A 19232-nucleotide genomic window follows, 5' to 3' on the forward strand; every position below is an offset into this window, starting at 1 on the left:
CACCCCGACGATTCGCCACTTTTAGGACAACAGGAGACACATGGGAGCGCAACTCCGGGTCTACCGGTCGAAGATCCGCTCGGCCCAGACGACCAAGAAGATCACTCGGGCCATGGAGCTGATCTCGGCCTCGCGCATCCAGAAGGCGCAGAACCGCGTCGCTGCCGCGGCGCCGTACTCGAACGCGATCACGCGCGCCGTGTCCGCTGTCGCGACCTACTCGAACGTGGAGCACCCGCTCACGACCGAGCGCGAGAAGCTGGACACGGCCGCGATCGTGATCTTCACCTCCGACCGCGGCCTCGCCGGCGCGTTCTCCTCGAGCGTGCTCAAGGAGGCCGAGGAGCTGGCCGCGCTGCTGCGCAGCGAGGGCAAGGAGGTCGTCTTCTACCTGGTCGGCCGCAAGGCGAACGCGTACTTCTCGTTCCGGAAGCGGGCCAGCGTCCGCGTCTGGACGGGCGGCACCGACCAGCCCGTGTTCGAGACGGCGAAGGAGATCGCGGACGCGGTCGTCGAGTCGTACAACCTCGATGACGAGGAGGGCGGCGTGGACGAGATCCACCTCGTCTACAACCGCTTCGTCAGCATGGTCACCCAGCAGCCGACCGTCGTCCGGCTGCTGCCGCTCGAGGTCGTCGAGGGCGCTGAGGAGCAGAACAGCGAGCTGTACCCGCTCTACGAGTTCGAGCCCGACCCCGAGACGGTCCTCGACCGCCTCCTGCCCGTGTACGTCGAGAGCCGCATCTTCAACGCGATGCTGCAGTCGGCGGCCTCGGAGCACGCGGCACGCCAGAAGGCCATGAAGTCGGCGAGCGACAACGCGGACACGCTGATCAAGACCTACACGCGTCTCGCCAACAACGCCCGCCAGACCGAGATCACGCAGCAGATCGCCGAGATCGTCGGCGGCGCCGACGCCCTGTCCTCCTCCAAGTAAGAGGGCTCCGCTCCACACAGTTTCGACTCCGCCCTCCGGGAGCGGTGAGACCACAGAAGGAAGTAGCAATGACACTGACCGCACCTGAGGCGGCGACCGGGACGTCGGGCGGGGCCATCGGCCGCATCGCCCGCGTCACCGGCCCCGTCGTTGACATCGAGTTCCCCCACGACGCGATCCCCGAGGTCTACAACGCGCTCTACACGCACGTCGAGGTCGAGGGCGTCTCGAGCAAGCTGACCTTCGAGGTCGCGCAGCACCTGGGCGACGACCTCGTCCGGGCCATCTCCCTGAACCCCACCGACGGACTCGTCCGCGGCCAGGAGGTCCACGACACCGGCCTGCCGATCTCGGTCCCGGTCGGCGACGTGACCAAGGGCAAGGTCTTCAACGTGATCGGCGAGGTGCTCAACGCCGACGCCGACGGGAAGATCAACGGCGAGTCGTTCGAGATCACCGAGCGCTGGCCCATCCACCGCAAGCCCCCGCAGTTCGACCAGCTCGAGTCCAAGACCGAGCTGTTCGAGACCGGCATCAAGGTCATCGACCTGCTCACTCCGTACGTGCAGGGCGGCAAGATCGGCCTGTTCGGCGGCGCGGGCGTCGGCAAGACCGTCCTCATCCAGGAGATGATCCAGCGCGTCGCGCAGGACCACGGTGGAGTGTCGGTGTTCGCCGGCGTCGGCGAGCGCACCCGTGAGGGCAACGACCTCATCGCCGAGATGGAGGAGGCGGGCGTCTTCGACAAGACCGCGCTCGTCTTCGGCCAGATGGACGAGCCGCCGGGAACGCGTCTGCGCGTCGCCCTGTCGGCACTGACCATGGCGGAGTACTTCCGCGATGTGCAGAAGCAGGACGTGCTGCTCTTCATCGACAACATCTTCCGCTTCACGCAGGCCGGCTCGGAGGTGTCGACCCTCCTGGGCCGCATGCCCTCCGCGGTGGGCTACCAGCCGAACCTCGCCGACGAGATGGGCGTGCTCCAGGAGCGCATCACCTCGACGCGCGGACACTCGATCACCTCGCTGCAGGCGATCTACGTCCCCGCCGACGACTACACGGACCCGGCGCCGGCGACCACCTTCGCCCACCTCGACGCGACCACCGAGCTCTCCCGTGAGATCGCTTCGAAGGGCCTCTACCCGGCAGTCGACCCGCTCACGTCCACCTCGCGCATCCTCGACCCCCGCTACCTGGGCGCCGACCACTACCGTGTGGCGACGAACGTGAAGCAGATCCTGCAGAAGAACAAGGAGCTGCAGGAGATTATCGCGATCCTCGGTGTCGACGAGCTGTCGGAGGAGGACAAGATCACGGTGTCGCGTGCGCGCCGGATCCAGCAGTTCCTCTCGCAGAACACCTACATGGCGAAGAAGTTCACCGGTGTCGAGGGCTCGACCGTCCCGCTGAAGGACACGATCGAGTCGTTCGACGCGATCACCAAGGGCGAGTTCGACCACGTGGCCGAGCAGGCGTTCTTCAACGTCGGCTCGATCTCGGACGTCGAGGAGAAGTGGACCCAGATCCAGAAGGAGAACGGCTGATCATGGCCGGGACCCTGAAGGTCAGCGTCGTGTCCGCGAACGCCGAGGTGTGGTCCGGAGAGGCGAAGCAGCTCACGGCTCGCACGGTCGAGGGCGAGATCGGCATCCTCGCCGGCCACGAGCCGATGCTCGCGATCCTCGCCACCGGCGAGGTGCGCGTGACGGCCCTGGACGGCACGCGTCTCACCGCGCAGGCCGACGACGGCTTCCTGTCCGTCGAGAACGACGTGGTGACCGTGGTCGCCCGTCAGGCATCGCTGGTCTAGTACACCGCCGTTCACCGCGGCACGGAGGGGCCGGACGATCATCGCGATCGTCCGGCCCCTTCGTCGTGCCGCCCGTCCCTCTTCTCCGAAGGAGTCCTGTGCACGTCCTGCTGCCACCGTCCGAGACGAAGCGCGACGGCGGCGACGAGCCGTTCGTGCTCGAGTCGCTCGCCTTCCCCGAGCTCCACGCGAAGCGGCGCGAGCTGGCGGAGGCGCTGATCGCGCTGGCCGGGGACCGCGAGCTCTCGGCCCGGGCGCTGAAGCTCGGTCCGCGTCAGCTCGGCGAGATCGATCGCAACGCGGCGCTCGCGACCGCGGCAGGCCTCCCCGCGGTCGACCGCTTCGACGGGGTGCTCTTCGATGCGCTCGACGCGCGCAGCCTCGATTCCGGTGCACGGGAGGTGCTCGCTCGGACGGCGATCGTGCAGTCCGCGCTCTGGGGGCCGATCCGCGCCCTCGACCTGATCCCTGCATACCGTCTGTCCCACGACTCCCGTGTGCCGGGGAGGCCGCTCAAGCGCTGGTGGGCGGCGGAGGCCGGGCGGGTGCTGAGCGCGCTCGACGGGCTCGTCCTCGATCTGCGGAGCGAGGCGTACGCGGCGCTCGGACCGGTTCCTGCGGGCGAGGGGCGGTTCTTCGTCCGCGTCCGCTCGCGCGGGGCCGACGGCGCCCTCCGGTCGCTGAACCACTTCAACAAGCAGGGCAAGGGGCGCTTCGTCAGGGCGCTGGCGGAGGACCGGGTGGCGACGGAGTCGCTCGGCGAGCTCTCGGCGTGGGCGGCCGGGCGCGGGTTCCTGCTCGCCGAGAACCGGCACACGGGAGAGCTCGACCTCGTCGTGCCGGAGTCGTAGGCGTCAGCGTCGGCGCCAGCAGCCGGTGAGGTGATCGTCGACGACTCCGGCCGACTGCATCAGCGCGTACGCGGTGGTCGGTCCGACGAAGCGGAGCCCCGCGGCCTTCAGCGCTCGCGCGAGCGCCGTCGACCCGGGCGTCGTCGCAGGGACGTCGGCGGCTCGGACCACCCGGTCCTCGACGTCCGGATCGTGGAAGGACCACACGAGCTCGTCGAGCGCGCCCTCGCCTCTCTGCTCGAGGAGCGCGAGCACGGCCCGGGCGTTGTCCCGGGTGGCTATGATCTTCGCGCGGTTCCGGATGATGCCGCTGTCCTCCATCAGCCGCTCGACATCGGTGTCGTCGTACCGGGCGACCCGGGCCGGATCGAAGCCGTCGAAGGCCTCGCGGAACCTCGGCCGCTTGCGGAGGATCGTGATCCAGGAGAGGCCGGACTGGAACGCCTCGAGGGAGATCTTCTCGAACAGCGGGCGATCTCCGTGCAGCGGGGTGCCCCATTCCTCGTCGTGGTAGCGGCGGTACTCCGGATCCGCGCCGCTCCAGGCGCAGCGGACCAGGCCGTCCTCTCCCTCGACGAGTCCGTCGGCCGTGCTCATCGGTGGGGGATCCCCTCGTGATCGAGAAGCCAGGCTTTCGTGGCGACGCCCTCGCCCGCGCTGAAGCCGGTGATCCGTCCGTCGCTCGCGAGGACGCGGTGGCAGCCCACGATGATCGGCACCGGGTTCGCACCTACCGCTCCGCCGATCGGCCGGCCCGCCCGGGGGCGACCGGCGGCCGTGCCCAGTGCGCCGTAGGAGGTGATCTCCCCGAAGCCCAGAGCCTGGAGCCGCTGCCAGATCTCGAGCTGGAAGGGCGTGCCGCGCAGAGCGACCGGCAGATCGAAAGAGCGGCGGGTCCCGTCGAAGTACTCGTCCAGCTGCTCGACGGCCCGCAGGAGCACCGGGAGGTCCGACTCCGGGAGGTGCTCGTGCGGGAGCAGACCGGCCTGCTCGATGGCGAGCGAGACGATCGCATCGCCGTCGCTGCCGACCTCGATGCGGCCGAGGGGGCTCGTCGTCCGTCGGACGTGAAGGGGAGTCGTTCTCATGCGTCGAGAGTATCCGCGGGACTCCCCACCGACCGGCGGGAATCGGACACCGGTGCAGAACTCGGCCGATCGGTCCCTGTGGAGGAATTCCTGGGGGCCGGAGGGCGCCATCCGTGCGCCGGCGATTCGGTGTCGATGGGACCTCTCCCTCCACAGGCGGCGATCTCGAGATCCTTCCGATGATCCCGAGGGCCGTCGCTCCTGGCGGGTGCGAGGGTCGGCAGGATCGCAGCATGACCTCCTCAGCGATCTTCCTCCACCCCGCTCCCGCCTCGCGTGTCCCGGCCTCACCCGACGACGCCGCCCTGTTCCACGCCGCTCACGGGTCCCGGCGGGGTGCGGCCGAGGCGAGCCTCGTGCTCGTCCCGTTCCGGGCCGGCGCGCCGAGCGGCTCGCTCCGCTTCGAGCTGTCAGGGGCGGATCCGTCCCTGATCGCGCGGGCCAGCCTCGGTGCGCTCGGCCGGTTCGGGCGGGTGCAGCGAGCACTCGCGCTGGTGCATCCCGGCGAGGCGGGTCCGGAGTCGTGCGAGGGACTCGTCGTCGCCCTCGAGGAGCGTGCGCGCCGGCTCCCCGGCCTCGCCCTCCGCGTCGCCGTGCTCCCGTCGTCCGGCCGCGACGACGGGCTCGAGGCCGGCGACCGGGACGACCCGCGAGCGGTGGCCGCCTCGGTCGACCGTCTCCTCGACCGCCACCCGCGGGCCGAACTGCCCGACGTGCTGTTGCGCGGTGTCGACGACCTCGTCCGGCGAGCTCTCGCCGGTCCCGATCCCGAGGTCCGGCCGGCGGGCCTGGCTGCGCTCGTCGTGGCCGTGCAGCGCAGCCGCGGTGCGGACCGCGTGCTGCGGTCGGCGCGGAGCGGTGACCCCGGCGCGGCGGGAGCGCTCGCCCCGCTGCTCCGCCGTGCCGCCGTCGTCGCACCCCCGAGTGAGCGAGCCGGAGTGCTCGTCCTCCTCGCCCGGATCCTGGCCGGTGAGGGCCGTGCCGACGAGGCCGGACGGCTCGCCGACGAGGCCGTCGCTCTCGATCCGCACCACGCAGGTGCGCGCCGAGTCGCGGCCGCACTCGCCGCCGATCGGCGGGAGCGCGCCGCGTGAGGGCGCTAGAGCCGCGACCAGGCCTCGGTGAGCACGCTCCGGAGGATCTGCTCGATCTCGTCGAACTCGCGCGGGCCGATGGTGAGCGGCGGCGCGAGCTGGACGACGGGATCGCCTCGGTCGTCCGCCCGGCAGTACAGCCCCGCGTCGAAGAGCCCCTTCGAGAGGAATCCGCGCAGCAGCCGCTCCGACTCGTCCTCGTCGAACGTCTCCTTCGTCGCCTTGTCCTTCACCAGCTCGATGCCGAAGAAGTAGCCGTCGCCCCGGACGTCGCCGACGATCGGCAGGTCGAGCAGCTTCTCGAGCGTGGACCGGAAGACGGGCGAGTTCTCGCGCACGCGCTCGTTCAGGCCCTCCTCCTCGAAGATGTCGAGGTTCTCGAGCGCGACCGCGGCCGAGATGGGGTGGCCGCCGAAGGTGTAGCCGTGCGGGAAGACGACCTGACCGTGGCGGAAGGGCTCGTAGATCCGATCGCTGACGATCGTCGCGCCGATGGGGGAGTAGCCGCTGGTCATCCCCTTAGCGCAGGTGATCATGTCCGGCACGTAGCCGTACTCGTCGCAGGCGAACATGTGCCCGATGCGGCCGAACGCGCAGATCACCTCATCGGACACCAGCAGCACGTCGTGCTTGTCGCAGATCTCGCGGACCCTCTGGAAGTACCCGGGAGGGGGCGGGAAGCAGCCGCCCGAGTTCTGCACGGGCTCCAGGAACACGGCGGCCACCGTGTCCGGCCCCTCGAACTCGATCATCTCCTCGATGCGGTTCGCCGCCCACAGGCCGAACGCCTCCAGGTCGTCGCCGTGCTCGGGAGCCCGGTAGAAGTTGGTGTTGGGGACGCGGAAGCCGCCCGGCACCAGCGGCTCGAACATCGACTTCATCCCGGGGATGCCCGTGATCGCGAGCGCTCCCTGGGGAGTGCCGTGATACGCGACCGAGCGCGAGACGACCTTGTGCTTGCCCGGCTTGCCCTGCAGCTTCCAGTAGTGCTTGGCGAGCTTGAAAGCCGTCTCCACAGCCTCGCCGCCGCCGGTCGAGAAGAAGACCCGGTTGAGGTCGCCCGGCGCGTGGTCGGCGAGCCGGTCGGCCAGCTCGATCGCCGAGGGGGTCGCGTAGGACCAGAGCGGGAAGAAGGAGAGCTCGGACGCCTGCTTCGCCGCGGCCTCCGCCAGTCGGCGCCGCCCGTGTCCCGCATTGACGACGAAGAGGCCGGACAGGCCGTCGAAGTACTTGCGCCCGGTGCTGTCCCAGATGTGGTGTCCCTCGCCGCGCGTGATGATCGGCACGCCCGCGCCGGAGTCCATCGTCGACTGACGGGTGAAGTGCATCCACAGGTGGTCCTTCGCCTTCTTCTGCAGGGAGGCGTCGTCGATCCCCCCAGGCGCGTCGGTCCCGCGGACGGGATCGCCCGACTCGAGGCCGGAGGTCGAGAAGGCTGTCTCGGTGGTCATCTTTTACCGCGTTCCCCAGTTGTAGAACTGCTTGTGGAGCTTCAGATAGACGAAGGTCTCGGTCGAGAGCACGCCGGGAAGCGACCGGATCTCCTGGTTGAGCAGGGCGATCAGATCGTCGTCGTTCTCGCACACGACCTCGGCGAGGATGTCGAAGGAGCCGGCCGTCAGCACGACGTAGTCGACGGCGGGGATGGAGGCGAGCCGGTCCGCGACGTCGCGGGTGTCGCCGGTGACGCGCACACCGATCATCGCCTGGCGGTAGAAGCCGAGCTGCATCGGATCCGTCACCGCGACGATCTGCATGACGCCCGACTCGGTGAGCTTCTGCACCCGCTGCCGGACGGCCGCCTCGCTCAGGCCCACGGCCTTGCCGATCTCGGCGTACGAGCGCCGACCGTCGGCCTGCAGCTGCTCGATGATCGCCTTCGACACCTCGTCGAGCTGGACAGGACGCTGAGAGGGCGGGCGAGACGGGGCCATGCGGCGATTCTGGCAGTCCACGGGTGCCCGGGCAAGTGGATCCGCACGTCGGAGCTCGATCCGGCATCGGATCCGGTGGTCGGAGCGTCGACCCGTCTGCGCGACGGACATCGGGCGACAGCGATGGCGGCCGGCTCGGCGGAGGGCCGTCAGCGACTACCATCGGGAGGCGGCCGGGCACCCCTGGCGCCGGCGGTCACGGGCCGTCGGACCGGACGGCCGCGGGCCACGGGGATGCGAGGAGCAGCGATGACGCAGATCGGCCGCAGCCGCGCGTCCGTCACCGTCCCCGTCTCCGCCTGGAGCTCCGACGCACCCTCGGCCGAAGTCACCCTCGGCTGGGCCGCGCGCACCGAGACCGGCCACGTGCGCAGCGCGAACGAGGACAGCTACCTCGCCAAGAGTCCGCTCTTCGCTGTCGCCGACGGGATGGGCGGGCACGCGGCAGGAGAGGTCGCCAGCGACGCGGTCGTGTCGCGCCTGTCCACCGCGGCGCTCGGCGCGACCGTCGGAGCGGAGGAGATCGACCGGGCGCTTCGGGAGGCGGTCGGGGACATCGCCCGGCAGTCGCACACGGCCGACGTCGGCACCGGGACCACGGTCACCGGGATCGCGCTCACGGTAGTCGGGGGAGAGCCCTACTGGTCCGTCTTCAACATCGGCGACTCGCGCGTGTACCTGAGCGTCGCCGGGACCCTCGTGCAGCTCACCGTGGACCACTCCATCGTCCAGGAGCTGGTCGACGCGGGCCTGATCTCCCGCGACGAGGCCGACGTGCATCCGCACAGCAACGTGATCACCCGCGCGGTCGGCTTCCACGAAGCGCCCGTCCCCGACTACCGGCTCGTGCCCGTCCTCGCCGGATCGCGTCTGCTGATCTGCTCGGACGGACTCACGAAGGAGCTGACCGATGCCGGCGTCGGCCACCTGCTCAGCGGCACCGGCTCCGCTCAGGAGGCGGCCGACGCCCTGGTCGACGCCGCGCTGGACAACGGCGGGCGCGACAACGTCACCGTGATCGTCGTCGACGTCCTCGCGGTCACCGGCGACGAGGAGGCCGGCGCACCGGTCTGACGAGCAGCGCCCCGGCACGGGGCGGCCGCGGTCGTGGTGCCGCCGGACCGCCCGCACGCGCCGAACGGCCGCACGACGGTCCTGCGCCTGCCGGTTCGCGTCGGGTTCGGCCGGCTCGGGGCTCCCCGCGCCGGCGCTGGGTACGATGGTGAGCGGAAGGGCGTTCTCGGTGATCTGCAGCACGTGTGGCTCCAACCTCGCTCCCGGGGCGATCCTCTGCGGCGAGTGCGGTTCGTCGGTGGCGGCGCATGCCACGACGGGTGCGTCCCGCCCCTCGTCCTCCGGCGACACGACGGTCCTCGACCCGTCCCGCCGTGCCTGGCTGCCGGGCCTGGCCCCCGGCCGGCACCGGCGTCCCGCCCCCGGCGCTCCGATGGCGCCGCCCTCGCAGGGGCTCGTGCGCCTCAGCTTCGCGACCGGGCAGCACGCGATCGTGACCGGCAACGGCCTGATCGGACGCCAGCCGCTCCCGGACCCCAACGAGACGTTCCGGCACATCCTCGCGATCCCGGATCCGTCTCGATCCCTCTCCAAGACCCACCTCGAGTTCGGCTTCGACGAGGGCGGGCTCTGGGTCAGGGACCGCTGGTCGGCCAACGGGTCCGTGCTGGTCGCGCCGACCCAGGCGCCGCTCCCGCTCGAGGCCGGCCGCCGCTACCGCGCGAAGCTCGGCAGCCGGATCCTGCTCTCCTCGGTCGAGATGGCGGTCGAGCGCGTCGACGGGTCCGCCAGCGGCTCGGGACGCCCGCCCCTCACCCGCTGACGGCACGGCCTCCGGGGACCGAATCGGCGGTCGACACGGCCTCCGGGTGCGGAATTCGTGACGATCATGTTTCCGGATGAGCGTTCTCCTCCGTTCGCCGTGACAGGCGGATGAGCGCTGTGCCAGTATTTCCCCACGTTCGGCCCCCGAGGCACGAGCCCCGACGCAGTCAGGAGCCCCCGCCATGACCCGTCCCCTCCCGAGGGATCCCGTCCTCCGCCGGGCCGTCGCCGCGGCACGCTCGCACGAGCGCGAGCGCCGGGCGGTCCTCTCGCGTCGGGCGGTCCTCGGCGGGATCGGCCTCGGAGCGGGTGCCCTCGCCCTGGCCGCCTGCGCCCCGCAGACCCGTGCCGCTCCGACCGCCGCCGCCGACGGATCGGCCGGCGACCCGCGCCTGGTGTGGGACAACTGGCCCGCCTACATGGACGAGGACGACGACGGGAACCACCCCACGCTCCAGGGCTTCGAGGAGCAGACGGGCATCGCGGTGACCTACAACGTCGCCGTCGACGACAACAACTCCTACTACGGCAAGGTGAAGGACCAGCTCGCGCTCGGGCAGTACATCGGCGCCGACACGGTCTGCCTGACGGAGTGGATGGTCTCGCGCCTGGTCCGCCGCGGCTACGTGCAGGAGCTCGACCACGCGAACATCCCGAACATCGCCAACCTCACGCCCTCGCTGGCGAACCCCGACTTCGATCCGGGCCGCCGGCTCTCCCTCCCGTACCAGGCGGGGTTCTCGGGCATCTGCTGGAACAGGGAGAAGCTGCCGAACGGGCTCTCGAGCATCGAGGAGCTGTGGGATCCGTCGCTCCGCGGCCGCGTCGGCGTGCTGAGCGAGATGCGCGACACGATCGGGCTCATCATGCTCGCTCAGGGGACGGACATCGCCGGTTCCTGGGGCGACGACGAGTACATGAACGCGATCGACGTCTTCCGCGAGCAGGTCGACGCCGGACAGATCCGCAACATCAAGGGGAACGCGTACCTCAACGACCTGCAGAACGAGGACACCCTCGCGGCGATCTGCTGGTCCGGCGACATCACCCTGATCAACGCCGAGGCCGGCGACAAGTGGGAGTTCGCCTTCCCCGACTCGGGCGGCGCGCTCTGGAACGACACCTTCGTGGTCCCGATGGGCTCCGAGCGCAAGGCCAACGCCGAGGCCCTGATGAACTACTACTACGAGCCCGAGGTCGCCGCCGAGGTGGCCGCCTGGGTCAACTACATCACCCCCGTGGATGGAGCGAAGGACGTCATGGAGAGCATCGATCCGGAGCTGGCCGAGAACCAGCTGATCTTCCCCGACGAGGACACGCTCGCGCAGGCGCACGTGTTCCGGACCCTGACCGCCGCGGAGGAGAAGGAGTACCAGGCCGAGTTCCAGAAGGTGCTCCTGGGCATCTGATGGCGATCGGGACCTTCGCCGAGAGCGGCGCCGACCTCCAGCTGGTCGGGATCAGCAAGCAGTACCCGGGCTTCACGGCCATCGACTCCCTGGACCTCACCATCCCGGCGGGCTCCTTCTTCGCCCTGCTGGGCCCCTCGGGCTGCGGCAAGACGACGACGCTGCGCCTGGTCGCCGGGCTCGAGGAGCCCTCCGCCGGCCGGATCCTCATCGGCGGGCGGGACGTCACCGAGACGAAGACGTACCAGCGGCCCGTCAACACCGTGTTCCAGTCGTACGCGCTGTTCCCGCACATGTCGATCCTCGAGAACGTCGCCTTCGGCCTGAAGCGGCGGAGGATCGCCGACCCCGTCGGCAAGGCGCACGAGGCGCTCCGCCTGGTCGAGCTCGACCACCTCGCCCAGCGCCGCCCCGCGCAGCTCTCCGGTGGTCAGCAGCAGCGGGTCGCCCTCGCACGCGCCCTCGTCAACCGGCCCGCCCTGCTCCTGCTCGACGAGCCGCTCGGCGCCCTCGACCTCAAGCTCCGCCGGCAGATGCAGCTGGAGCTCAAGTCGATCCAGGAGGAGGTTGGCCTCACCTTCCTCCACGTCACGCACGACCAGGAGGAGGCCATGACGATGGCCGACACCGTCGCGGTGATGAACAAGGGCAGGATCGAGCAGATGGGCGCGCCGGAGGAGCTCTACGAGCTCCCGCGCACCGCGTTCGTCGCGAACTTCCTCGGCCAGTCCAACCTCTTCACGGGTGAGGTGGTCGGCAGCACCGACCGCGCACTCACCGTCGACGCGGGCGGGCACCGGATCGTCGTGCCCGTCGCCCGCTGCGCCCGCACGAGCGGGGAGATCACCGTCGGCGTCCGCCCCGAGAAGCTCCTGCTGCTGACGCAGGAGCCGCCGCCGGACTCCGGCCGGAACGTGCTCGGGCCCGGCCGCGTGGTCGACGTCTCCTTCAGCGGGGTCAGCACCCAGTACACGATCCGGATGCCGGGCCTGGGCCCGGTGGTCGTCTTCGCGCAGAACATGGTCTTCGGGCCGGTCGTCGGCGAGGGAGCGGAGGTGTGGGTCGGCTTCAGCACCGAGCACGGCTTCGGACTCGCGGACGAACCGGGCTCGGTCCCGCGCTTCGAGGCGGACGACTCCACCAGCGCCATCGCCGTGCAGCGCCGGGGGCTCCTGGCCGGTCGCAGCGGGGGAGCGTAAGCATGGCCTTCGCCGCCTTCGCCACGGGGCAGGCGGATCCTCAGGACGCTCCGGTCCGCCGGCGGTCGACGATCGCGCTGGTCCTGCTGCTGCCGGGCATCGCCTACATGCTGCTGTTCTTCCTGGCGCCGCTCATCTCGCTCGTGCTCACGTCCTTCCAGGCCGAGGTGCCGGACGGGGACATCGGCGAGTACGCCCCCGGCTTCGCCTGGCAGAACTACCTCGTGGTGATGGGCGACTACTGGCCGCACGTGCTCCGCTCCTTCGGCTACGCGCTGATCGCGACGGTGCTCGCGCTGGTGATCAGCTACCCGCTGGCCTACTTCATCGGAGTGAAGGCGCGGCCCTGGCCGCTGCTGCAGAACCTGCTCCTCACGCTGGTGATCGCGCCCTTCTTCATCAGCTTCCTGCTCCGGACGCTGGCGTGGAAGCAGATCCTCGCGGACGAGAGCCCGCTCGTGCAGGCGCTCAAGGCCGTGGCGGTCCTGCCGAGCGACGGCCACCTCACGGGGACGCCGATCGCCGTGATCTTCGGCATCACCTACAACTTCATCCCGTTCATGACGCTGCCGCTGTACACGACGCTCGAGCGCCTCGACGTGCGCTTCCTGGAGGCAGGGTCGGATCTCTACGCGCACCCCGCCTCCGTGTTCTGGAGCGTGACCGTCCCCCTGTCGATGCCGGGCATCGTCTCGGGCACGCTGCTGACGTTCATCCCCGCGGCTGGCGACTACATCAACGCGAGCCGGGACTTCCTCGGCTCGTCGCAGACCTCGATGGTGGGCAACGCGATCGAGGCGAACTTCCTCACGCTCGAGAACTACCCGGCGGCCGCCGCGCTCTCGATCGTGCTGATGGCCGTGATCCTGGTCATCGTCGGCTTCTACGTGAAGCGCAGTGGAACGGAGGACCTCCTGTGACCGCGACGGCCGACCGTCCGCCCGCGAGCGCCCAGGAGGCGCTCGGCGCGCCGCCCCCCGCCCCGGTCCGGGGCCGCCGCCGCTTCCGCGGCCTCGGGCTCGGCGTCTACACGGCTCTGGCGCTGCTCTTCCTGCTCATCCCGATCGGGTACACCTTCGTCTTCTCCTTCAACGACTCGGGGAAGAGCAACCTCGCCTGGCGCGGTTTCACCCTCGACAAGTGGGTGTCGGCCTGGACCAGCGAGGAGGTGATGACCGCCTTCGGGAACAGCCTGCTGGTCGGTGTGATCGCCACTGTGCTGGCCACCGCGCTCGGCACCATGATCGCCATCGCGCTCGTGCGGTTCCGCTTCCGGTTCCGGTCGGCGATCAGCCTGCTGCTGTTCCTCCCCATGGCGACTCCGGAGGTGGTGCTCGGAGCCGGCCTCGCCGCGCAGTTCCTCAGCGTGGGCGCCGAGAAGGGGCTGGTCACGATCGTGCTGGCGCACACGATGTTCTGCATCAGCTTCGTCGTGGTCACCGTGAAGGCGCGGGTGGCGAGCCTGGACCCGAAGCTGGAGGAGGCGGGACGCGACCTCTACGCGTCGCCGAACCAGGTCTTCTGGCGGATCACCTTCCCGCTGCTGCTGCCCGGCATCCTCGCCGCGGCGCTGCTCTCGTTCGCGCTGAGCTTCGACGACTTCATCATCACGAACTTCAACTCCGGATCGGTCACCACGTTCCCGAAGTACATCTACATCGCGGCGGCGCGCGGCATCCCGGCGGAGGCGAACGTCATCGCGTCGGCGGTGTTCGTCCTGGCGATCCTCGTGGTGGTGATCACGCAGGTCTCCGCGGCGGCCCGGGCGAAGCGCCTCGCGCGCGAGCAGTAGCTCAGAGCGTGCCGGGAGGTGCGGTCAGACGTAGGAGGCGCGGATCGCGCCGACCGGGCGCCCGCCGCCCGACACGACCGGGTTCAGCCGCACCAGCACGTCGTTCGCCGCGGTCCGGTCCACCGCGTCCGCCTCGACCAGGAGCTTCAGCGCGACCACCGTCGCGGCGCGCAGGCTCCCGTCGAGGATCTTCAGGGCGACGGTGGTGCCGTCGGGCGAGGCCATCACGAGCACGCCCTCGGCGCCGAGCTTGGCGACCAGGCCCAGGCGCTCGATCACGACGGTGTTGTCCCGGCCCGGGCCGTCGATCGCCCACGCGTTCTCGAGGATCGCAGCGGTGAGGACGCCGGCCTGGCGGTAGAGGCCGAACGGTGAGGCGGGGGAGGAGGACACGATCCGCGAGACGCCCTTCGCCAGCGCGGTCAGAGGAAGGGCGTGCACGGGAGCTCCGCAGCCGTCGATCCCCGAGGCCACGACGCGCTCGCCGGTGAGGCGCTCGATCGTGTCGACGATGTGCTGCTGCAGCGGGTGCGTCCGCTCGAGGTAGTCCTCGGTGCTCCAGCCGTTCTGCACGCAGGCCAGCAGCATCGCCGCGTGCTTGCCCGAGCAGTTCATGTAGAGCGGGTCCGGAGTGGCGCCCGCCCGCAGCAGCTGAGCGCGGGTGCCGGAGTCGCCGGGCCAGTCGGCCGGGCACTGCAGGGCGGTGTGGTCCAGGCCGGCGCGGAAGAGCAGGTTCTGCACCAGCGCCACGTGCTGGGGGATGCCGGCGTGGCTCGCGGTGGCGATGACCGCCTCCGCGCCGTTCAGCTCGACTCCGGCGGTCATCACCGCGAGGGCCTGAAACGGCTTGAGGCAGGAGCGGGGGAGGACGGGAGCCGTCGGGGTGCCGAGGCTGCGGGCGACGCGGCCCTCGGAGTCGAGGAGGACGGCGGAGCCGGCGTGGCGCGACTCGACGAACCCGGATCGCTCGACGACGGCCAGCTCGACGGACTCGGCGACGGTGAAGGTTCCTGCTGGCATCCCCCCATCCTGCCCGATGCGCCGACCGGTCCCGCGCTCCCGGAGACGCCGAAGGCCACCGGGGAGCGCCTCGGCGCCCGCGGTGGCCTTCGGAGGATCGCGCCTAGAGGGTGGCGAATGCGTCGGCGATGACCGACACGGCGTCGTCGAGCAGCTCGTCGGTGAGGGCGAGGCTCGGCAGGAAGCGGACCACGTTGCCGTAGGTGCCGGCGCTCAGCACGAGGACCCCGTGCTGGGCGGCGTAGTCGATGATCGCCTGGACTGCGACGGCGTTCGGCTCCTTCGTGGTGCCGGCGGTGCCGGGCTGCACGAGCTCCATCGCCATCATCGCGCCGATGCCGCGGACGTCGCCGATGATGTCGTAGCGCTCCTGCAGGCCTCGCAGCGCCGCGCCCAGGCGTGCGCCGATCCGGTCGGCCTCGGCGAGGAGGCCCTCGCGCTCGATGCGCTCGAAGACCGCGACGGCGGCGGCGGCGGCGACGGGGTTCCCGCCGAAGGTGCCGCCCAGTCCGCCGGCCTGCGCCGAGTCCATGATCTCGGCGCGGCCCGTCACGCCCGCGAGCGGCAGGCCGCCGGCGATGCCCTTGGCCGAGAGGACGAGGTCGGGGACGAGGCCGAGGTGCTCGCTGGCGAACCAGGCGCCGGTGCGGGCCATGCCCGACTGGATCTCGTCGGCGACGAAGACGATGCCGTTGGCCGTGCACCACTCCTGCAGTGCCGGGAGGAAGCCGTCGGCGGGGACCATGAAGCCGCCCTCGCCCTGGATGGGCTCGGCGACGAGGCAGGCCAGGGCGGACGCGCCGACGGTCTTCTCGAGGTACGAGATCGCGCGCTGGGCGGCCTCGGCTCCCGACAGGCCGTCGTGGTACGGGTACGAGCTCGGCGCACGGTGGACGTCGCTGGCGAAGGGTCCGAAGCCCAGGCCGTAGGGCAGCGCTTTGAAGTTCATGGCCATCGTGAGGTTCGTGCGTCCGTGGTACGCGTGGTCGAGCACCGCGACGCCGGGGCGGCCGGTGTGCTTGCGCGCGATCTTGACGGCGTTCTCGACCGCCTCGGCACCGGAGTTGACCAGGACGGTCTTCTTGGCGAAGTCGCCGGGGGTGTGCTGGGCCAGCAGCTCCGCGACGCGGATGTAGGGCTCGTACGGAGTGACGGTGAAGAGGGTGTGCGTGAGGCGTGCGAGCTGCTCCGCGGCGGCCGCGACGACGGAGTCGTCGGTGTGCCCGATCGTCGTGACGCCGATGCCGGCGCCGAGGTCGATGAAGCTGTTGCCGTCGACGTCGACCAGGATCGCGCCGTGCGCGCGGTCGATGTAGACGGGGAGCGCGGTGCCGACGCCGGTGGGCACGACGGCGAGGCGGCGCTCGTGCAGGGCCCGGGATCGCGGCCCGGGGATCTCGGTCGCGACGCGCCGCTCCTGGGGGACTGCGGACGTGGGAACCTGGGGGGCGAGCGTGTCTGTCATGGTCCTCGGAGTCTACCCGCGGGGGTTCCGCGTCCAGAGGTCCAGACCGGCGCGACCGGCCTGATCCACCGCCGTCGAGGAGGAGCCCGATGAAGTCCGAGCACGAGTACGCGGTGTCCGTCGTCTGGGAGGGCGACCGGGGCACCGGCACGAGCGGCTACCGCGAGTACGGGCGCCAGCTGACCGTCACGGCGGAGGGCCCGGCGCCCATCCTCGCCTCGGCCGACACGCCCTTCCGGGGCGACGCCGACCGCTGGAACCCGGAGCAGCTGCTCCTCGCGGCGCTCGCGCAGTGCCACCTCCTCTCCTACCTGCACGTGGCGGTCAAGAACGGAGTCGTCGTCACCGGCTACACGGACGACGCGGTGGGCTCGATGCTGCAGGAGGGGGAGAGCGGCCGCTTCACCTCGGTGACCCTCCGGCCCCGCGTCACTGTCGCCGAGGAGTCGATGGTGGCGATCGCCCAGACGCTGCACGCCGAGGCCTCCCGGCTCTGCTTCATCGCGAACTCGGTGAACTTCCCCGTCGCCCACGAGCCGGAGGCGTCCGCGCGCTGAGGCTCAGCGGCGCTCGTGCGGGAGCGCCCGGCGGATGCGCTCGACCGTGGTCGTCGGCGGCGACTCGTTGTACGCACCGGCGAGCTCCTGCCCGGAGAGCGCGTGGACGGCCGCCATCACCTCGTCGGTGGCGTGGCGTCGGGCGCGGCCGGAGTCGGCGGAGCCGTGCCGCGAGAGGTCCAGCGGAGCCCCGAAGCGGACCGTGATCCGGTGCAGGCGCGGCACCCTCGTGCCCACCGGCTGGAGCTCCTGCGTGCCGATCATGCCGACGGGGACCACCGGCGCGCCCGTGGTGAGGGCGAGCCATGCCACTCCGGTGCGGCCCTTGTAGAGGCGCCCGTCGCGGGAGCGGGTGCCCTCGGGGTAGACGGCGAACGCCTCGTCCCGCTCGAGGATCGCCCGGCCGAGGTCCAGCGCCTCCTGAGCGGCCTGGCCGGCGCCTCGCTCGACCGCGACCGCTCCGACGCTCGTGAAGAAGGCGCGCGAGAGGGCGCCCCGCACGCCGGTCCCCGTGAAGTAGTCCGACTTGGCCAGGAACTGCACCGGCCGCGGGGCGAGCAGCGTCAGCACCGGGGAGTCGATGAACGAGAGGTGGTTGGCCGCCAGGATCACGCGTCCCTCGGCCGGGACGTTGTCGCGCCCCTCCACGATCGGCCGGTAGACCAGCCGGCCGACGCCGCCGATGGACAGGCGCGCCAGACGCGCGGAGAGGCCGATCCCCGGGGGAGTCGGCCTCTCGTGGTCGTCGTCGATCCGCATTCCGACGAAGCTACCGGGGCGTCCATGCCGCTCCGGTCATGCGGCGGATCAGCCGAACTGGGCGAGCGCCTCCTCGATGACCGTCGCGGCGTCGTCGATGAGCTCCTCGCTGATGACCACGCTCGGCATGATCCGCAGCACGCTGTCCCAGCTGCCCGCGTCGAGGACGATCACGCCGTTCGTGGTGGCGTGCTTCAGGATCGCAGTGAGCGCCTCCGGGTACTGCTTCTTCGTGCCCGGGTGGACGAGCTCGACGCCCCACATCGCGCCCTTGCCGCGGACCTCGCCCACGACCGCGAAGCGCTCGGCCCAGTCGCCGATCCGCGCCTGCAGCAGGCGCTCGACCCGCTGCGCCTCCTCCAGCAGGCCCTCGGACTCGATCGCCTCGAACGTCGCGAGCGCCGCGGCGGTGGAGACGGGGTTGCCGCCGAACGTGCCGCCGATGCCGCCGGGCTGCACGGCGTCCATGATCTCGGCGCGGCCGGTGACGGCGGCGAGCGGGAAGCCGCCGGCGATGCCCTTGGCCGTCGTGATGAGGTCCGGGACCACGCCGTGGTGCTCGATGGAGTACCAGGTGCCGGTGCGGGCGATGCCGGCCTGGATCTCGTCCGCGACGAAGACGATGCCGTTCTCGGTGCAGAACTCGGACAGGCGGCGGAAGTAGCCCGGCGCCGGGATGATGATGCCGCCGTCGCCCTGGATCGGCTCGACGAAGAGCGCGGCCAGCTCCTGCGCGCCGATGTGGGTGGTGATGTAGTCGATGGTGCGCTCGGCCGCCTCCTCGCCCGTCATGCCCTCGGGGTCGCGGAACGGGTAGCTGATCGGGAGGCTGTAGATCTCGCCCGGGAAGGGGCCCATGCCCGCGCGCTCCGGCCAGGGGCGGTAGGTCATCGCCATCGTGAGGTTGGTGCGGCCGTGGAAGGCGTGGTCGAGCGTCGCGATGGCGCGGCGGCCGGTGAACTTCCGCGCGATCTTGACGGCGTTCTCGACCGCCTCCGCGCCGGAGTTCACCAGGATCGAGTGCTTCTCGAAGTCCCCGGGGGTGATCTCGGCGAGCTTCTCGGCGACCCGGACGTAGTTCTCGTACGGAGTGACGGTGAAGAGGGTGTGCGTCAGCTTCTCGGCCTGCGCGGCGGCCGCCGCGGCGACCGCGGGGTGCGCGTGGCCGATGGTGGTCACTCCGATGCCGCAGCCGAGGTCGATCAGGCGGTTGCCGTCGACGTCGACCAGGACCGCGCCCGACGCGTGGTCCATGTAGATGTTCGCGAGCGTCCCGGCGCCGCGGGAGACGCTGGCGACGCGGCGCTCCTGGAGGGCGACGGAGCGCGGGCCGGGGAGCTCGGTGACGAGCTCTCGGGACTGGGGGACCGAGAATTCACGCATTCCCCGATGGTAGGCCTGGGACCGTTCGAGGACCCGCACCCAGCGCGTTGCGAGGCGCGCCGTGCAGGATGGAGGCGATCCCCGAACGTCCACCG

General features: G+C 70.9%; 20 protein-coding genes. 12 read left to right on the forward strand and 8 right to left on the reverse strand.

Features of this window, described 5'->3' with window-relative positions; all coding sequences use genetic code 11:
• The first annotated feature begins 40 nt into the window (after positions 1–40).
• The 4 genes from C5D50_RS10300 (at position 41) to C5D50_RS10315 (ending at position 3598) form a co-directional block, all read left to right on the forward strand.
• Positions 41–937 carry a F0F1 ATP synthase subunit gamma gene (locus C5D50_RS10300; protein ID WP_104223024.1) on the forward strand — a complete coding sequence of 299 codons (897 nt, stop codon included), beginning with the start codon at positions 41–43 and terminating at the stop codon, positions 935–937.
• A gap of 68 nt (positions 938–1005) precedes the next feature.
• A complete protein-coding gene (atpD, locus tag C5D50_RS10305; protein WP_104223025.1) occupies positions 1006–2481 on the forward strand; it encodes a F0F1 ATP synthase subunit beta in 1476 nt (491 codons plus the stop codon).
• A 2-nt stretch (positions 2482–2483) separates the two neighbouring features.
• Positions 2484–2747: a F0F1 ATP synthase subunit epsilon gene (locus tag C5D50_RS10310; protein WP_104223026.1), complete on the forward strand. Its 264-nt coding sequence runs from the start codon at positions 2484–2486 to the stop codon at positions 2745–2747.
• A gap of 98 nt (positions 2748–2845) precedes the next feature.
• Positions 2846–3598, forward strand: a complete 753-nt coding sequence (locus C5D50_RS10315; RefSeq protein ID WP_104283431.1) for a YaaA family protein — start codon at positions 2846–2848, stop codon at positions 3596–3598.
• A gap of 3 nt (positions 3599–3601) precedes the next feature.
• Here C5D50_RS10315 and C5D50_RS10320 read toward each other — a convergent pair whose 3' ends face one another.
• Both C5D50_RS10320 and C5D50_RS10325 read right to left on the reverse strand, forming a co-directional pair.
• Positions 3602–4195, reverse strand: a complete 594-nt coding sequence (locus tag C5D50_RS10320) for a DNA-3-methyladenine glycosylase I (protein WP_104260210.1) — start codon at positions 4193–4195, stop codon at positions 3602–3604.
• The gene (locus tag C5D50_RS10325) at positions 4192–4686 is read right to left on the reverse strand and encodes a methylated-DNA--[protein]-cysteine S-methyltransferase (RefSeq protein ID WP_104223029.1); all 495 of its coding nucleotides are present in this window, start codon (positions 4684–4686) and stop codon (positions 4192–4194) included. The genes C5D50_RS10320 and C5D50_RS10325 overlap by 4 nt, the downstream gene beginning before the upstream one ends.
• A 233-nt stretch (positions 4687–4919) precedes the next feature.
• Here C5D50_RS10325 and C5D50_RS10330 point away from each other — a divergent pair, with 233 nt between their 5' ends.
• Complete coding sequence (locus C5D50_RS10330) at positions 4920–5780, forward strand: hypothetical protein (RefSeq protein ID WP_104283432.1); 861 nt, start codon at positions 4920–4922, stop codon at positions 5778–5780.
• A 5-nt stretch (positions 5781–5785) separates the two neighbouring features.
• Here C5D50_RS10330 and C5D50_RS10335 read toward each other — a convergent pair whose 3' ends face one another.
• Together C5D50_RS10335 and C5D50_RS10340 are read right to left on the reverse strand one after the other, a co-directional pair.
• Positions 5786–7231 (reverse strand): aspartate aminotransferase family protein, encoded by a 1446-nt coding sequence (locus C5D50_RS10335; RefSeq protein WP_104283433.1) that lies wholly within the window; start codon positions 7229–7231, stop codon positions 5786–5788.
• Between the two features lie 3 nt (positions 7232–7234).
• Positions 7235–7714: an Lrp/AsnC family transcriptional regulator gene (locus tag C5D50_RS10340; protein ID WP_104223032.1), complete on the reverse strand. Its 480-nt coding sequence runs from the start codon at positions 7712–7714 to the stop codon at positions 7235–7237.
• A gap of 249 nt (positions 7715–7963) precedes the next feature.
• Here C5D50_RS10340 and C5D50_RS10345 point away from each other — a divergent pair, with 249 nt between their 5' ends.
• From C5D50_RS10345 to C5D50_RS10370, 6 genes are all read left to right on the forward strand, one after another.
• Entirely contained in the window at positions 7964–8788 is an 825-nt protein-coding gene (locus C5D50_RS10345; RefSeq protein ID WP_104225583.1) for a PP2C family serine/threonine-protein phosphatase, read from the forward strand.
• 238 nt (positions 8789–9026) lie between these two features.
• A complete protein-coding gene (locus C5D50_RS10350) occupies positions 9027–9551 on the forward strand; it encodes a hypothetical protein (protein ID WP_104283434.1) in 525 nt (174 codons plus the stop codon).
• A gap of 184 nt (positions 9552–9735) precedes the next feature.
• Positions 9736–10962, forward strand: coding sequence for a PotD/PotF family extracellular solute-binding protein (locus C5D50_RS10355; RefSeq protein WP_104283435.1), 1227 nt, complete (start codon positions 9736–9738; stop codon positions 10960–10962).
• Positions 10962–12161, forward strand: a complete 1200-nt coding sequence (locus C5D50_RS10360; protein WP_104262501.1) for an ABC transporter ATP-binding protein — start codon at positions 10962–10964, stop codon at positions 12159–12161. The genes C5D50_RS10355 and C5D50_RS10360 overlap by 1 nt, the downstream gene beginning before the upstream one ends.
• 2 nt (positions 12162–12163) lie before the next feature.
• Positions 12164–13081, forward strand: coding sequence for an ABC transporter permease (locus C5D50_RS10365; protein WP_104223037.1), 918 nt, complete (start codon positions 12164–12166; stop codon positions 13079–13081).
• Between the two features lie 116 nt (positions 13082–13197).
• Entirely contained in the window at positions 13198–13953 is a 756-nt protein-coding gene (locus tag C5D50_RS10370) for an ABC transporter permease (protein ID WP_258060352.1), read from the forward strand.
• Between the two features lie 24 nt (positions 13954–13977).
• On the opposite strand, the gene C5D50_RS10375 is transcribed toward C5D50_RS10370, so the two are convergent.
• Positions 13978–14973: an asparaginase gene (locus C5D50_RS10375; RefSeq protein ID WP_104283437.1), complete on the reverse strand. Its 996-nt coding sequence runs from the start codon at positions 14971–14973 to the stop codon at positions 13978–13980.
• A 103-nt stretch (positions 14974–15076) separates the two neighbouring features.
• Positions 15077–16438 (reverse strand): 4-aminobutyrate--2-oxoglutarate transaminase, encoded by a 1362-nt coding sequence (gene gabT / locus C5D50_RS10380; RefSeq protein ID WP_104223040.1) that lies wholly within the window; start codon positions 16436–16438, stop codon positions 15077–15079.
• An 89-nt stretch (positions 16439–16527) separates the two neighbouring features.
• Between gabT and C5D50_RS10385 the strand changes: the two genes are divergently transcribed.
• Positions 16528–16995 carry an OsmC family protein gene (locus tag C5D50_RS10385; RefSeq protein WP_104223041.1) on the forward strand — a complete coding sequence of 156 codons (468 nt, stop codon included), beginning with the start codon at positions 16528–16530 and terminating at the stop codon, positions 16993–16995.
• A gap of 3 nt (positions 16996–16998) precedes the next feature.
• On the opposite strand, the gene C5D50_RS10390 is transcribed toward C5D50_RS10385, so the two are convergent.
• A complete protein-coding gene (locus tag C5D50_RS10390; protein WP_104223042.1) occupies positions 16999–17754 on the reverse strand; it encodes a 1-acyl-sn-glycerol-3-phosphate acyltransferase in 756 nt (251 codons plus the stop codon).
• A gap of 48 nt (positions 17755–17802) precedes the next feature.
• Positions 17803–19137, reverse strand: a complete 1335-nt coding sequence (locus tag C5D50_RS10395) for an aminotransferase class III-fold pyridoxal phosphate-dependent enzyme (protein ID WP_104223043.1) — start codon at positions 19135–19137, stop codon at positions 17803–17805.
• Positions 19138–19232: the final 95 nt, after the last annotated feature.

This window comes from Rathayibacter sp. RFBD1, from assembly GCF_002932915.1.
Taxonomy (GTDB): domain Bacteria; phylum Actinomycetota; class Actinomycetes; order Actinomycetales; family Microbacteriaceae; genus Rathayibacter.

Coding starts and splice junctions, on each gene's coding strand:
- C5D50_RS10300 (WP_104223024.1), top strand. CDS start 41: ATGGGAGCGCAACTCCGGGTCTACCGGTCGAAGATCCGCTCGGCCCAG.
- atpD (WP_104223025.1), top strand. CDS start 1,006: ATGACACTGACCGCACCTGAGGCGGCGACCGGGACGTCGGGCGGGGCC.
- C5D50_RS10310 (WP_104223026.1), top strand. CDS start 2,484: ATGGCCGGGACCCTGAAGGTCAGCGTCGTGTCCGCGAACGCCGAGGTG.
- C5D50_RS10320 (WP_104260210.1), bottom strand. CDS start 4,195: ATGAGCACGGCCGACGGACTCGTCGAGGGAGAGGACGGCCTGGTCCGC.
- C5D50_RS10325 (WP_104223029.1), bottom strand. CDS start 4,686: ATGAGAACGACTCCCCTTCACGTCCGACGGACGACGAGCCCCCTCGGC.
- C5D50_RS10330 (WP_104283432.1), top strand. CDS start 4,920: ATGACCTCCTCAGCGATCTTCCTCCACCCCGCTCCCGCCTCGCGTGTC.
- C5D50_RS10335 (WP_104283433.1), bottom strand. CDS start 7,231: ATGACCACCGAGACAGCCTTCTCGACCTCCGGCCTCGAGTCGGGCGAT.
- C5D50_RS10340 (WP_104223032.1), bottom strand. CDS start 7,714: ATGGCCCCGTCTCGCCCGCCCTCTCAGCGTCCTGTCCAGCTCGACGAG.
- C5D50_RS10345 (WP_104225583.1), top strand. CDS start 7,964: ATGACGCAGATCGGCCGCAGCCGCGCGTCCGTCACCGTCCCCGTCTCC.
- C5D50_RS10355 (WP_104283435.1), top strand. CDS start 9,736: ATGACCCGTCCCCTCCCGAGGGATCCCGTCCTCCGCCGGGCCGTCGCC.
- C5D50_RS10360 (WP_104262501.1), top strand. CDS start 10,962: ATGGCGATCGGGACCTTCGCCGAGAGCGGCGCCGACCTCCAGCTGGTC.
- C5D50_RS10365 (WP_104223037.1), top strand. CDS start 12,164: ATGGCCTTCGCCGCCTTCGCCACGGGGCAGGCGGATCCTCAGGACGCT.
- C5D50_RS10375 (WP_104283437.1), bottom strand. CDS start 14,973: ATGCCAGCAGGAACCTTCACCGTCGCCGAGTCCGTCGAGCTGGCCGTC.
- gabT (WP_104223040.1), bottom strand. CDS start 16,438: ATGACAGACACGCTCGCCCCCCAGGTTCCCACGTCCGCAGTCCCCCAG.
- C5D50_RS10385 (WP_104223041.1), top strand. CDS start 16,528: ATGAAGTCCGAGCACGAGTACGCGGTGTCCGTCGTCTGGGAGGGCGAC.
- C5D50_RS10390 (WP_104223042.1), bottom strand. CDS start 17,754: ATGCGGATCGACGACGACCACGAGAGGCCGACTCCCCCGGGGATCGGC.
- C5D50_RS10395 (WP_104223043.1), bottom strand. CDS start 19,137: ATGCGTGAATTCTCGGTCCCCCAGTCCCGAGAGCTCGTCACCGAGCTC.